Here is a 13,890-nt window from a genome sequence, read left to right as displayed (position 1 = left end):
ACGGCGGCAAAAGCCCTCGAGCTTTCGACTGTTTAAGTCACGTAAGTATCGACAGCCACCCGGTTTCGTGCCCGAGGCATATGTGGCCGCCGCCGCATCCTTCTACCCGGTTGCGTGCCTCGCGGCCGCGGCGCGGCGTGGCCCCCGGTGCCGTCGTGTTCATGGAGGGGAGCGCCGAGCGCCGCGGATGTTTGCCGCGGGTCGCGACATCACGGCAGGGCCGACTCGATGGCCGCCTCCAGCTGGGAGAGCGCCGAGGCGTAGCTGGCCAGGAGGGAGTTCACTCCCGCGCAGAGCTGCTGCTGCACCTGGGACATGGTCACGTTCATCTGTTTCGCGAGGGAGCTGAGCGCCGCCTGGTTTCCCGAGGCGAGGGTCTGCGCGAGCTCCTTGGCCAGGGACGCGAGCTCCTGGGTAAGGGCCTGCACCTCGCCGCCGTAGGGCTCCATGCCGGGTGGAGGCTGCGTGCCCTCCAGCTCGGACAGTGCCCGCTGGGCTTGCTGCGAGAGCTGCGCTGGCAACTCGCCGAACTTGCCGCCCTTGGGCAGGTTCTCCAACCGCTCCAGCAGCTCCTCGAGTCCCTGCATCTCCTCCAGGGTGGGGAGCAGCGACAACAGGTAATCGATATCCTCCAAAGCCTGCTCGGAAAGGTTGTAGAGGTAGTCGTAGTAGTCGTATATGTAGGAGTAGAGTTCCTCGTATTCCTCCGTGACCTCCACCGCGTAGCTGGTCGCTTCCTCGAGGTCCTGGTAGAGTTCCTCGTAGGCGGCCGCGGCCTCCTCCAGCTCCTGCTCGTAGGTCGCGGGGTCGGAGGCTGCCTCCTCCGACGCGAGGTCCTCCGTCTCGGCCAGGGCCTCCTCCGCCTTTTTCCTTATGGCCTCGTAGGTCTCGAGCATCTCCTCCCGGCTCACGGTCTCTTCCCCGCCCTCTTTCGACTGCGACGTCTCACCCCTGCCCAGCACCAGCGCCAGCACCGCGGCGACCACCACCGCCAGGGAGACGGGGATGACGATCGCCAACACCCTGGCGGCTCCCCGTCGCCTTGCCTTCTCTACAGCCATTTTCTTCCTCCTCGCCCGTTGTCGATGCCAGTGTCTCGCACCCGTTATCCATATTTGTCTCAATCACTTCTTAAGCGTCCATGAAACTACCGTTAATATTCGGTTAAGAACAGCGGGATGATGAGGATAAGCGAGGTCTGGGGCCTGATCGTGTGAGCGACCCTCGGGTCATCGGCAGGACGCATGCCGGGAACCTGCGGTGTGTCGGCGGGACCCATGCAGGGAACCTGCGGGACTTCCGCGGGACGCCTGCGGGGCGGCGGCCGGACCCGTGTTCCCCGCACACCGGCCATGAAGGTCACCGGGTTGGGGTATATTTATGGGAGTCGGGGCGCCCGGTCGCGCCGTTGCCGGATGGGATGGAATGGCAAAGGAGGGATCGCGCATGGGAAAGAGGTTCATAGACCTGAGCATAAGCATCGAGGACGGGCTGCCCTCGGACCCCGCGGTCATGATACCCAAGATCTTTTACATGGACCACAGGGCGGGCGCGGCCTCCATGGCCGATTTCTTCCCGGGCATCGACGCGGAAAGGGACCTGCCGGGCGGACTGGGGTGGGCCATGGAGATCCTCACCGTCGCCACCCATGCCGGCACGCACCTGGACGCTCCCTGGCACTATCACCCCACCATGGATGGGGGAAAGCCTGCCCTGACCATCGACGAGGTGCCGCTGGAGTGGTGCATGGGACCCGGCGTGGTCCTCGACTTCCGTCACTTCCCGGACGGCTACCGGGTGATGGCCGCCGACGTGGAAAAGGCCTTCCGGGACATGGACTACCGGCTCAGGGAAGGCGACATCGTGCTGGTGATGACGGGGGCGGACAGGTACTGGGGCAGGGAGGAGTACCTGGTGAAGGGGTGCGGTATGAGCCGCGAGGCCACCCTGTGGATACTGGAGCACGGGGTCAGGGTCACGGGGACGGACGCCTGGTCCTGGGACCGGCCCCTCCCCCTCATCGCGAAGGATTTCGAGGCCACCGGCGACGCCTCACTCATATGGGAAGGCCATTTCGCCTCCATAGAGAGGGGTTACTGCCACATAGAGAAGCTGACCAACCTTGACAAGCTGCCCCCCCACGGCTTCACCTTCTTCTGCTTTCCCGTCAAGATCAAGAAGGCCAGCGCGGGGTGGGTGCGCGCGGTGGCCCTGGTGGAGGATTGAACCCGTGCCGCGGCGCCGGTTTCGGTATGAGCTTGAGGCGAGGAAGGAGTGAGGGCCCGCATTGATAGAGGGAAAGGACTTCGAGGAGCTGTTCACGGGCATGTGCGGCAGGACGGAGGAGATCCTGCGCTCGCACGAGGCCGCGGTCTACCTGACCACCTATTACCGGGCGGGACCGCCGCGCATCTTCGTCTACGAGAACCGCGTGCGGGTACTGGTGAAGGGAGGGCGGGTGATCTACGGGTTTCTCCCCTATGACCTGGAAGCCGCCGCTTACCGCGAGGCGGGAAAGGGGAGGTACTGGTTCGCGTACGAGTTCCTTCCCGGAAAGAGTTACCAGCTCGAGCTGGAGGGGGTGTTGCTGGAGAAAGAGGCGCGAGGCGAGCGTTTGCGCGAGGAGCTGCGAGCCCTCTTCTCCTGCCTGGGAGTCTTCGACATGGTGCCCCTCCTGGGCTGGAAGAAGGTGGCCGGCCCCCGCGGCGAGGGCGTGCGCCTGCGCCTGCGCAGGCTCGTCCCGGACGTGGAGCTCCCCTCCTACGCCCACGAGGGCGACGCCGGCCTCGACCTGCGCAGCGCGGAGGACGTGGTCCTCAAACCCGGCGGGCGAGCGCTGGTGGGCACCGGCTTCTCCATGGCCTTGCCCGAGGGATACGCCGCCTTCGTGCAGCCGCGCAGCGGACTGGCGGCGAAGCACGGCATCAGCATCGTCAACACCCCGGGTCTCATCGACTGCCACTACCGAGGGGAGGTCAAGGTCATCCTGGTCAACCTGGGAGAGGAGGAATTCACGGTGAGGAAGGGCGACCGCATCGCCCAGATGGTGGTGCAGCGGGTGGAGAGGGCCGAGCCGGTGGAGGTGGAGGAGCTGGACGAGACCCCGCGGGGAGAGGGGGGGTTCGGTTCCACCGGCCTCTGACCCCCCTTGGAGCAGGCGGCGCGGTGGCGCAAAAGCGAGTGTTCGTGCCGGGAACGGGTGATTCCGTGTCGTGTCGGCGGGTGCTCTCCGGGTTGCCTCCGGGGGGTGACTTTGCATGCGCGGCACTTGATTCTTTATAATTTATTGGGATTTATCAGGCGCGTTGGACTTATCGTCGCAAGAGCAATCTTGGAACGAGAGGAGGGGGGTGAACGTCTGGCGCAAGATTCCACTCACTGACCGACCGTCGCAGCATAAGTGGCAGCCGTTGATCCGGGGGTTTTCCCGGACAAAGGGGGTGAGAACCGGGATTATGCGGAAAGGGATCTACGGGAGATTGCTCTTTGACCGGGAGGGAGAGGACTGAAAAGGAGGTATTTCATGAAGAAAGGCAAGGTTATCATCGCCGCAGTTCTGGCTTTGACCATCGTGGTCGGGGCGGCCATGGTCCTGGGCGGGTGCGGCAAGAAGGAGGAGGCGAAGGAGGAGATACAGGAGGGAGGGACCTTCAACTACTGCCTTATCAGCGACCCTGTTTCCCTCGACCCCGCCCAGCTCCAGGAATCGCAGGGCATCGAGGTGGGCAAGCAGATCTTCGACGGCCTCATGGACAACGACCCCGAAACCATGGAGCTGGTACCGGCCATGGCCGAGTCCTACGAGGTGAACGAGGACGCCACCGTCTTCACCTTCAAGCTCAAGAAGGGGGTCAAGTTCCACAACGGTCGTGAGTGCAAGGCGGAGGATTTCGTCTACTCGTGGAACCGGGTCTGCGATCCGGCGACGGCAAGCGAGGTCTCCTATCACATGTCGGCCATCAAGGGCTACAAGGAGTTCAACGAGGACAAGACGGCTACCTCGCTGGAAGGGGTCAAGGCCCTCGACGACTATACCCTGGAGGTAACCCTCGCCTATCCCTACGCCGACTTCGTCTACCACACCGCGCACCCCGTTTTCTCCCCCATCCCCAAGGAGGTGGTGGAGCAGTACGGCAGCGAGAACTTCAGCGAGCACCCGGTGGGCACCGGCCCCTTCAAGTTCGTGAGCTGGACCCACGAGCAGCAGATAGTGGTGGAGAAGAACGCTGACTACTACGGCGAGAACAAGCCCCACCTGGACAAGGTGGTCTTCAAGGTCTACCAGGATGAGGAGACCGCCTACCAGGACTTCAAGGCGGGGTCTCTTGACGATGCCCAGATACCGCAGGGGCAGTTCGAGGCCGCGGCGGCCGAGTACGGGGACCGGGCCATCTTCAAGCCCATGCTGGGCATCTACTACTACGGGTTCAACATGAACACGGCGCCCTGGAAGGACAGCAAGGCGCTGCGCCAGGCCTTCAACTACGCCGTGGACCGGGAAACCCTGTGCAACGTGGTCATGGAGGGGCAGCGCATCCCAGCCACCGGGATCGTACCCCCCGGCATTCCCGGGTACCAGGCCGGAGCCATGAAATATACCTACGATCCCGAGAAGGCCAAGGAGTTGCTGAAGGAAGCCGGCTTCCCGGGGGGACAGGGGCTTCCCGCCCTGACCCTGGGGTACAACACCGGCGTCGGCCACGACGTCATCGCCCAGTTCATCCAGGGCAACCTTAAGGACGTGGGCGTGAACTTCGGCATCGAGGGCTACGAGTGGGGGACCTACCTTGACCTCATCCAGGGCGAGCAGATCACCTTCTTCCGCCTGGGCTGGCTGGCCGACTACCCCATCATGGACAACTTCCTCTACCCGCTCTTCCACTCGGAGAACGCGGGCGTGGACAACATGAGCCAGTACAAGAACGCGGAGGTGGACAAGCTGCTCCTCGAGGCCCGCAGGACGCCGGACGAGGACGCGAGGCTCGCGCTCTACCGCGAGGCGGAGAAGCTCATCCTGGAGGACGCTCCCATCATCCCCCTGATGTTCTACAAGACCTCGCGCGTCTACTCCGACAAGGTGGGGGGTTACATGAGGACGGCCGACGACATCACTCCCCTGGACAGGGTCTACTTCAAGAAGACGGCCGCCTCCCAATAGTGCTGACGAATAGAGCCGGCGAGACCGCTTTGGGGGCTTGCGGGGTTTCCTTGCGAGCCCCCTTTTCCATGTGCTAAATTAATCGCATCCTGCGAGCGGGAAGGAGAGATTTACGTAATAACATGCTTCTTTTCATTCTGCGACGGGTCTACCAGACCGCGATCGTCGTCATCGGCGTCGTCCTCCTCATATCCCTCCTCCTGGCCCTGCTTCCCGGGGACGTGGCCCGCATGCGGGCGCCCAAGGGCGCCTCGGAGGAGACGCTGGAGAACATCCGGCGGAAGTTCAACCTGGACAAGCCCTTCTTCGCCCGCCTGTGGATATACCTGAGGGGCCTTCCCCGTCTGGACCTGGGAGATTCCTTCACCTACAAGCGCCCGGTGATGGACATCATCGGTGAGAGCCTGCCCTGGTCGGTGAGGCTGGCCATCGCGGCGGAGATAATCATCGTGATCCTGGGCATCCTGGCGGGCGTCATCTCCGCCGTTTCCCGCTATTCCTTCCTGGACGTGCTGGTGACCATCAGCACCTCGGTGCTCGTGGCCATGCCCATCTACTGGATAGGGCGGTTGATGCAGCTCTTCTTTGCCCAGTGGTTGCACTGGTTCCCCTCTTCAGGGGCTCCTCCACCCGGCACGGGTTTCTGGGGATCCATACCCTATTACGTGATGCCCGCCGCCGCGCTCGCGGCCGTGTCCACGGCTTACGTGGCGCGCCTGGCGCGCTCGTCCATGCTGGAGGTGCTGCGCCAGGACTACATCGTGACCGCGCGGGCCAAGGGGCTCTCCGAGCGCAAGGTGGTCTACAAGCACGCCCTCAAGAACGGCCTCATACCGGTGGTCACTTACCTGGGAATCGACTTCGGGGTGCTCATCGGCGCGGCGGTGCTCACGGAGATGGTCTTCAACTGGCCGGGCGTGGGACACAAGCTGTATTTTGCGGTCATACAGCGCGACCACACCATGGTCATCGGGCTGGTCTTCGTCCTGGTGCTCATCTTCGTGGCCATCAACCTGCTGGTGGACATCTCCTACGCGTTCCTCGACCCGCGCATCAGGCTGGAGAAATCCGGGGAGGTGACCTGAGGTGGCGGACCGCAAGAGGCCGGAGGACCGCTTGCCGGGCAAGGAGCAACCCGAGTTCCTGGGGCCGGAGATCGAGGAGTTCGAGGCGGAACTGGAAAAGGAGAGGATACACGGCCGCACCGCCCTGTGGAGGGACGTCTGGCACCGCCTTTACCACAACAGGATGGCCATGGCCGGCCTGGTGATCATCGTCCTCCTTGTGCTGGTGGCCATCTTCGCCCCCCTTCTCGCCCCCTACGACCCCAACGACCAGGTGGAGATAAGGACCCCGGGCGGCGTGAAGCAGCCGCCCACGGCGAAGCACTGGCTGGGCACAGACGCGCTGGGGCGGGACATACTCTCGCGGCTCATCTACGGGAGCCGTATCTCCGTGGAGGTGGGTATAGTCGCCGTAGCCATATCCCTTATCATCGGCCTTTTCTTCGGGGCCCTGGCCGGTTATTTCGGCGGGTGGGGAGACTCGGTCATCATGCGCTCGGCGGACGTCTTCTTCGCCTTCCCCACCGTGCTGGGAGCCATCGCCATCATGACCGTCCTGGGGCCGGGGCTGATAAACGTCTTCATCGCCATCGGGGTGCTGGGCTGGGCCACCATCGCCCGCATCTTCCGGGGTTCCATCCTCTCCGTGAAGGAGAACGATTACGTGGAGGCGGCGCGGGCCATGGGCGCCAGCCACACGCGCATCATCTGGAAACACATCATGCCCAACGCCATCCAGCCCATCATCGTCTACGCCACCATAGGCGTGGGGGGCGCCATCCTGGCGGAGGCATGGCTCGCCTTCCTGGGCCTTGGCCAGCAGCTCCCCACTCCGAGCTGGGGGAACATGCTGGCGGAGTACCTCCCCTTTTATACCACCCACCCCTGGATGATGTTCATACCGGGAGCGGCCATCGTAATCAGCGTGCTGGCCTTCATCCTCCTGGGCGACGGGCTGCGGGACGCCCTCGATCCACGGCTGAAAGGGAGCATCTGAGATGGAGGCGCCATTGGACGAAGCACGCGAGACGTTGCTCAGGGTGGAGAACCTGCGGACCTACTTCCACACCCCCGACGGCGTGGTCAAGGCGGTGGACGGGGTCTCTTTCGCGCTGGACCGCGGCGAGGCCCTGGCGGTGGTGGGGGAATCCGGCTGCGGCAAAACGGTCACCGCTCTCTCCATCATGAGGCTCATCCCCGACCCGCCCGGTAAGATCGAGGAGGGGAAGATCCTCTTCGACGGACGCGATCTCCTCGAGCTGGGGGACCGCGAGATGCGCCAGGTGCGCGGCAACCATATCGGCATGATCTTCCAGGACCCCATGACCTCGCTCAACCCCGTGTTCAAGGTGGGGGACCAGATACGGGAGGCCGTCCAGGTTCACCTGGGCCTCTCGCGCAGGGATGCCAGGGAACGCGCCATCCAGCTCATGGAGATGGCGGAGATACCCCAGGCGCGGGAACGCTACGGCATGTACCCCCATGAATTCTCGGGCGGCATGCGCCAGCGGGCCATGATCGCCATGGCCCTCTCATGCGAGCCCAAGCTGCTCATCGCGGACGAGCCCTCCACCGCCCTGGACGTCACCATCCAGGCGCAGATCATGGAGCTCATCGGTCGCCTGCGCCGGGAGATCGACCTTGCGGTGATGCTCATCACGCACGACCTGGGGGTGGTGGCCGGCGTGGCGGAGACGGTGCTGGTCATGTACGCGGGAAAGGTGGTGGAGTACGCGGACATCGACAGCGTCTATTACCGTTCCAAGCACCCCTACGCCTGGAGCCTGATGCGCGCGGTCCCCCGCCTGGACGAGAGGAAGGAACGCCTGCTGACCATCGGCGGCTCTCCCCCCAGCCTGATCAACCTGCCGCCCGGGTGCAGCTTCTCGCCGCGCTGCCCCTTCGCCATGGAGGTGTGCACCCGGGAGGAGCCGCCCCTGGTGGAGGTGGAGGAGGGGCACCTCTCCGCCTGCCACTTCGCCGCCGATTTCGAGAGCCGCGCCCCGGAGGTGCTGGGAAAATGAACGGAAGCGACGGGAAGCTGGTTGAGGCGCGGGACCTGGCCAAGCATTTCCCGTTGAGCAAGGGCCTCGTCCTCTCCCGACTGGGAGGTTCGGTGAAGGCGGTGGACGGCGTCTCCCTGGAGGTCCCGGAGGGCAAGACCCTCGGCCTGGTGGGGGAGTCCGGGTGCGGGAAATCCACCCTGGCCCGGCTCATGCTGCGGCTGATCAAGGCGGACCGCGGGGAGGTGCTCTTCGAGGGGAGGGACATCCTCAAACTGCCCCGTAGCGAGATGAAGGCGGTGCGCCGCTCCATGCAGATCATCTTCCAGGACCCCTACGCATCGCTAAACCCGCGCATGACCGTGGGGGCCATCGTCATGGAGCCCATGATCATCCACGGGGAGGGCAGCAAGGACGAGAGGAGGGAGCGCGCCAGGGCGCTGCTGGAAAGGGTGGGCCTGCAGCCGGAGCATTTCACCCGCTACCCGCACGAGTTCTCGGGAGGGCAGCGGCAGCGCATCGGGGTGGCGCGGGCACTGGCCCTGCAGCCGCGCCTCATCATCTGCGACGAGCCGGTGTCCGCCCTGGACGTCTCCATCCAGGCGCAGGTACTCAACCTGCTCAAGGAGCTGCAGGAGGAGTTCCGCCTCACCTACATCTTCATCGCCCACGACCTCTCGGTGGTCAGGCACATCAGCGACGAGGTGGCGGTCATGTACCTTGGCAAGATCGTGGAGAGGACCGACCACGAGACCCTGTACAACCGACCCATGCACCCCTACACCGTGGCCCTGCTCTCGGCGGTTCCGGTCCCCGACCCGCGCAAGGAGAGAAGCCGCAGGCGCATCATCCTGGAGGGGGACGTGCCCAGCCCCGTCAACCCGCCGTCCGGCTGCCGCTTCCATACGCGCTGCTGGAAAAAAGAGGAAATATGCACGGAGGTGGAGCCGCCCCTCGAGGAGAAGGCCCCGGGCCACCACGTGGCCTGCCACTTCCCCGAGACGTAGGCGACCGGGGCGGGGGACCAGTGCGCGGTTCGTGCCGGACCGCCCCGGATTCTTTACGACATGACGTGACCCTACCCCATTGTGCCGCTTTGGGCGACGTTTGGGGCCTGACCCCGAGGCGTCGAGGTTATGCCTAGCTGTCCAGGGAGGGGAGGTTCCGGGTGAAGGGGAAGCAGAGGAGCGCCAGGACAAGGCCGGCGACACCCAGCCAGGCCCCCAGGGCGCCGATGCCGGAGCGCCCCCCGAAGTAGCCCATGAAGAGATAGCCCAGGGGAAGGGGGAGCAGAACCAGGGCATCCATCACCGCGAAGACCCGCCCGCGGAAGGCGGAGGGCACCACCCGCTGGCGGAGGAACTCGTAGGTGGTGAAGCCGAAGGCGTCGATGACACCCATGGTAAAACATACCAGAAGGGCCAAGGCCAGCAGGCCGCTGCGGGTGAGCAGGAAGACGCCCGCCGCGTAGCCGCAGAAGCTCGCCAGTACCAGGCTCAGCGGGCGCACCCGCGCCAGGAGGCGGTAGGTGAAGAGGCTCCCCAGGGCCAGGCCCGCCCCCACCGCGGCGCTGAGCAGCGTGTAGTAATCGACTTCCCCCAGGCGGCGGGCGCAGTAGAGGGGAAGGAGCACCTCGAAGGCCCCGAAGATGGGCATGAACGTGAGGTGCATGAAGGTGAGGCCCCGCACGTGCCGGTCGGAGCGGATGATCCTCCAGACCTCCCGGAAACCACCCGGCCCCGCGCTTGATGCGGCGGCCGCTTCATCCCGGTGGGGATGCACCCGGTCTCTCCTTATGGCGAGGCAGGCGGCGCTGCAGGCGGCGAGGAGCGCGGAGCACAGGAAGAAGACGTTCGCCTTGCCCATGACCTTGATGAGCAGGAAGGTGGCGGAGGTGCTCAGTAGATAGGTGGCCGAGCGCAGGAAGGTGTAGACGGAATTGGCCCTGGCAAGCTGGAAGCGGGGCACCAGCTCCGGGATGAGGGCCACCGTGGCGTTGATCATGACCACGCCGCATAGGGAGGCGGCGAAGGCCACCGCGTAGACGGGATAGGCCGCGTGCAAAAAGGGCAGCACCAGGAGAAGGGCTCCGTAAAGAAGGTTGCTCAGCACGAGCAGGTCGCGGCGGGAGAAGCGGTCCACGACGTACCCGGCGAAAGGCCCGGCGACGGTGAAGGGGGCGAAGCTCAGGAGCAGGGAGATGCTCATGGAGAGGGCGGAGCCGGTGCGCTCGAGGACGAAGAGGGGAAGGCCCACGAAGTAGATGCCGCGCGCCACCATCCCCAGGGACTGGGAGGCGAGGAGTGCCATGAGCTGCCGGTTGGCCCGCAAGGGCCGCGCAACCGGAGGATCGGGCGGCTCTCCCATCAGCCTGGAAAGACCGCGGCGGCGAAGGTGACCGCCGAACCCTCCTGGGGGTCGAACCAGTGGCAGTGGTCCACCAGCTCGCCCCGCCTTCCGTCCAGGGTCTTCGCCAGGGCGTAGATGGGGGGCAGGCCGCAGACGTGGCGGGAGTCCCCCTCGGAGGCGACGTAGCGGAAGAAGGCCTCCGCGTCGCCCTGTAGCACGGGCTGCAACATCTCCTTGTCCTTGGCGATAACGGAGGAGAGTACTACGGCGTCCAGGGGCAGCAGGCTGCCGAAGCGCCTGCCCACGTGGGCGAGGTCCGCCGAGGCGAGGAAGAACGCCTCTTCTCCCAGGGCGGAGAGCAGTCCCCTGAGGGCGGAGAGGAAGGAGGATACCTCGGGGTCCTCTGCGGGCGACCTCCCCTCCTCGATGAAGGGGTGGAAGGAATTGCAGGTGATAGGGAGGAGGCGGAAACGGTCGGCGCCGCCGAAGATGAAGCAGAGCAACGGAAGCTGCATCTCGATGGAGTGCTCGGAGCGGTGCGAGAGCTCGTCCCCCAGGCCCTCCATGCCCGCGGCCCGCGCGAGGCCCTCCGCCAGGCCGGCGTCGGTCTCCACCATGCCGAAGGGCGTGAGGTAGTTCTTACGCGTGAGGGCGAAGGGGCCCTCCATCTCCCCGTGGCAGGTGCCCAGGATGACCACCAGTGGCTGGTAGTTTCCGGGAAACGAGGCCGCCAGGAGCGAGTATAGCTTGCCGTAGCACTCCCAGCCCCGTTCCATGTCGATGTGGGGGGCCACCGCGGCGGTGGGGAACTGCGGCAGGGGCCGCGCCTCGCCTGCCTCGGCGAGCATGGCCCGGATGTTCTGCACCAGCGCGCGCGGGTCGGCGGGGTAGCCGCTCCCCGCCGAGATCATGGGGCGGTTGGGGAGCGACAGGTATTCCTCGTCGAGGCGGCGCTTGTAGGCGCGGAAGGTCTCGCTGTCCAGGAGCATCTTGCGGTCCAGCTCGGCGAGGATGGATGCCACCTGGTCGCTGGTGATGATGTCGCCGAAGCGGCGCACGTAGGCGGCCTGCAGGTCGCGCAGCGAGCGGGTGCCGTCGCACAGGGTCGCGATGTAATAGACGGGAGGCGGAAGGAGCACGATGTTCCTCGCGTAACCCTCCGGGTCGCGCAGGGCGACCATGTCCCGGCCCTGCTGCTTGGCCGGGAAGGCCTCAAGGCGCCGCAGCCTGGGATTGCCATGTTCTTCCATAATACCTACCCTCTTCGACCTCTTCTACGTTCTTACGCGCGGGTTTTCCGCTTTTACCGACGCGGCGGCTTTTCCCGTTCCGTTGCTTATCGGGCCCTGAAACCTCCGGGGCCGAAAAAGCCAAGTATAATAATATACCGCCATGCCGCCGGGATGCGTAGCGTTACCCGCTCCTGCCTCGCGAAGCGCGGCGCTGACCGCGTGAGCGGTATCCGCCGGAACGGTTCAAGGCGAAACGGTGCGGCATCTCCGGGACCCGGGAACGGGTGGGGCATGCGGGTGAGGTCGCGGGATGACGCTGGACGCGCGGCTGCGGGCCGCCGGGCCTACTTCCAGTCCCTGCGTTTCTTGGACTCCCTTTCCAGGCCAACATCAAGGGCCAGCCAGGCTTTGGCGCGGATGAGCTCGCTGCAGGAGGGGTCCACCACCAGGGCCATGAGGGCCTCGACGCCCCGCTGATCGCCGATGCGGGTTATGGCCTCGATGGCCTGGAAAGCGAGGTCCTCGTCCTCGTCGCGGAGGAGCTCGACGAGGGCGTCGATGTCGCGCTCCCTCTCCAGCTTGCGGATGTCCCGCCTGCCGAATCCCAACCTGGCCATATTCTCACCGAGACCCATTGTAACCGCTTTGAGGGATCCCGTTCCACCTTCCGGGGGGTTACGGCGCCGTGTTCGGATATGTGGCCCGGCGGTGGCGGGCAAGGTTGACCAGCACGCGGGCCATCTTCTCGGGGGTGTTGAAGGCTATGACCCCCTCCCCCTGCGCATCCCGCACCTCCTGGGCGAGGAGGGCGGGGGCGATGAGGCAGAGGAAGACGGGCTTACCGTACCGCCGCCCGATCTCCGCGTATTCCCGCGCCGGGAAGGCGGGGCCGGACCCGGCTCCCGTGACGAAGACGGCCACCGCGCAGTGGATGTCCTCCTGCCGCAGGGCGAGGTCGGCGGAGCGCAGGTAGAGGGAGGCGTCCGTCCAGGCGAAGGCGAAGAGGTCCAGGGGATTGGCGGCCACGGCGTGGCGCGGCAGGAACTCGCGCATGGCGTCCGCGATCTCCGGGCGCAGCGGAGGAAAGCGCACCCCACCGCGCTCGCAGATGTCGCTGATGGCGATGGCCGGCCCCGCGGTGTGGGTGGAGATGAAGACGCCGTTTCCCGCCGGCACCCCTCCCAGGGAGAAGGCCTTGGCCAGGCACGCCATCTCGCTGGAGGAGTCCACCTGGATTAGCCCCGCCTGGCGGAAGGCACCGCGGTAGACGGCCTCGGAGCCGGCCACCGAGCCCGTGTGGGAGAGCGCGGTGCGCGCGGAGCTCTCGGTGTAGCCGCGGTTGTAGACGATGACCGGCTTGCGGCGGGAGGCGACGCGCGCCTTCTCCATGAAGGCGTCGCCCCGGTCCAGCCCCTCGATGAAAAGGCAGATGACGGCGGTGTCCGGGTCCTCCGCCAGGTATTCCACCATGTCGGCGAACTCGACGTTGGCCCGGTTGCCGATGCTCACGAACTTGCTCAGGCCTACGCCCTCGTCCATGAGCTCGTTGAGGATGCAGTTGCCCATGCCGCCGCTCTGGCTGACCACCGAGACGTTCCCCTGCGGGAACCAGGCCAGCGGGCTGGCGAAGGTGGCGTTGAGGCGCCCCCGGGTGTTGACCACGCCGATGCAGTTGGGGCCGATGAGCTTCATGCCGCCGGCGTCCGCGGCCCGCACCAGCTCCTCCTGCAGCCGTTCCCCTTCGGGGCCCGTCTCCCGGAAGCCCCCGGCGAAGATGACCCCCGCGCGCCCTCCCCGCTCCACGGCCTCCTTGACCGAGGGAAGCACCTGCGTTTCCGGGACGGCGTAGACAAAGAGGTCCACCCCGCGGGGGAGCTCCGTGATGGAGCGGAAGGCGCGCAGGCCCTGCACGCTCTCGCCGGCGTTGGGGTTCACGGGGTACACTTCCCCGGGGAACCCGGCGGCTGTCACCGCGGCGAGCGCGTGGAAGCCGAGCTTGAAGGGGTTGTCGCTGGCCCCCACCACCGCGATGCTGCGCGGCTGGAAGAGGGGTTGGAAGCGCTCCAGCACCTCCGATGCCATGA

The 13,890-nt window shown here is 65.8% G+C and carries 12 protein-coding genes; 7 read left to right on the top strand and 5 right to left on the bottom strand.

The window, feature by feature from the left end; genetic code table 11:
• Positions 1-209: 209 nt before the first annotated feature.
• Positions 210-1,061 (bottom strand): hypothetical protein, encoded by an 852-nt coding sequence (locus tag H5T73_05250; GenBank protein ID MBC7247167.1) that lies wholly within the window; start codon positions 1,059-1,061, stop codon positions 210-212.
• 385 nt (positions 1,062-1,446) lie between these two features.
• On the opposite strand from H5T73_05250, the gene H5T73_05245 reads away from it, so the two are divergent.
• From H5T73_05245 to H5T73_05215, 7 genes are all read left to right on the top strand, one after another.
• Positions 1,447-2,226 (top strand): cyclase family protein, encoded by a 780-nt coding sequence (locus H5T73_05245; protein ID MBC7247166.1) that lies wholly within the window; start codon positions 1,447-1,449, stop codon positions 2,224-2,226.
• 436 nt (positions 2,227-2,662) lie between these two features.
• Complete coding sequence (gene dut, locus H5T73_05240) at positions 2,663-3,142, top strand: dUTP diphosphatase (protein MBC7247165.1); 480 nt, start codon at positions 2,663-2,665, stop codon at positions 3,140-3,142.
• Positions 3,143-3,523: 381 nt separating this feature from the next.
• Positions 3,524-5,158, top strand: coding sequence for an ABC transporter substrate-binding protein (locus H5T73_05235; protein MBC7247164.1), 1,635 nt, complete (start codon positions 3,524-3,526; stop codon positions 5,156-5,158).
• Positions 5,159-5,280: 122 nt separating this feature from the next.
• On the top strand, positions 5,281-6,243 hold the full coding sequence (locus H5T73_05230) for an ABC transporter permease (GenBank protein MBC7247163.1): 963 nt from the start codon (positions 5,281-5,283) through the stop codon (positions 6,241-6,243).
• A gap of 163 nt (positions 6,244-6,406) precedes the next feature.
• The gene (locus tag H5T73_05225; GenBank protein ID MBC7247162.1) at positions 6,407-7,219 is read left to right on the top strand and encodes an ABC transporter permease; all 813 of its coding nucleotides are present in this window, start codon (positions 6,407-6,409) and stop codon (positions 7,217-7,219) included.
• A gap of 1 nt (position 7,220) precedes the next feature.
• The gene (locus H5T73_05220; GenBank protein MBC7247161.1) at positions 7,221-8,246 is read left to right on the top strand and encodes an ABC transporter ATP-binding protein; all 1,026 of its coding nucleotides are present in this window, start codon (positions 7,221-7,223) and stop codon (positions 8,244-8,246) included.
• A complete protein-coding gene (locus H5T73_05215; protein ID MBC7247160.1) occupies positions 8,243-9,232 on the top strand; it encodes a dipeptide ABC transporter ATP-binding protein in 990 nt (329 codons plus the stop codon). The genes H5T73_05220 and H5T73_05215 overlap by 4 nt, the downstream gene beginning before the upstream one ends.
• Before the next feature lie 133 nt (positions 9,233-9,365).
• Here H5T73_05215 and H5T73_05210 read toward each other — a convergent pair whose 3' ends face one another.
• From H5T73_05210 to H5T73_05195, 4 genes are all read right to left on the bottom strand, one after another.
• A complete protein-coding gene (locus tag H5T73_05210) occupies positions 9,366-10,556 on the bottom strand; it encodes an MFS transporter (GenBank protein MBC7247159.1) in 1,191 nt (396 codons plus the stop codon).
• 35 nt (positions 10,557-10,591) lie between these two features.
• The gene (gene amrB, locus H5T73_05205; GenBank protein MBC7247158.1) at positions 10,592-11,824 is read right to left on the bottom strand and encodes an AmmeMemoRadiSam system protein B; all 1,233 of its coding nucleotides are present in this window, start codon (positions 11,822-11,824) and stop codon (positions 10,592-10,594) included.
• A gap of 326 nt (positions 11,825-12,150) precedes the next feature.
• Complete coding sequence (locus tag H5T73_05200) at positions 12,151-12,423, bottom strand: HEAT repeat domain-containing protein (protein ID MBC7247157.1); 273 nt, start codon at positions 12,421-12,423, stop codon at positions 12,151-12,153.
• Positions 12,424-12,481: 58 nt separating this feature from the next.
• Positions 12,482-13,888 carry a CoA-binding protein gene (locus H5T73_05195; protein MBC7247156.1) on the bottom strand — a complete coding sequence of 469 codons (1,407 nt, stop codon included), beginning with the start codon at positions 13,886-13,888 and terminating at the stop codon, positions 12,482-12,484.
• Between the last annotated feature and the right edge of the window lie 2 nt (positions 13,889-13,890).

This window comes from Actinomycetota bacterium (assembly GCA_014360655.1).
Taxonomy (GTDB): Bacteria; Actinomycetota; Geothermincolia; order Geothermincolales; family RBG-13-55-18; genus JACIXC01.
The sequence above is the reverse complement of the archived record's forward strand: the minus strand, read 5'-3'. Positions and strand labels throughout refer to the sequence as shown.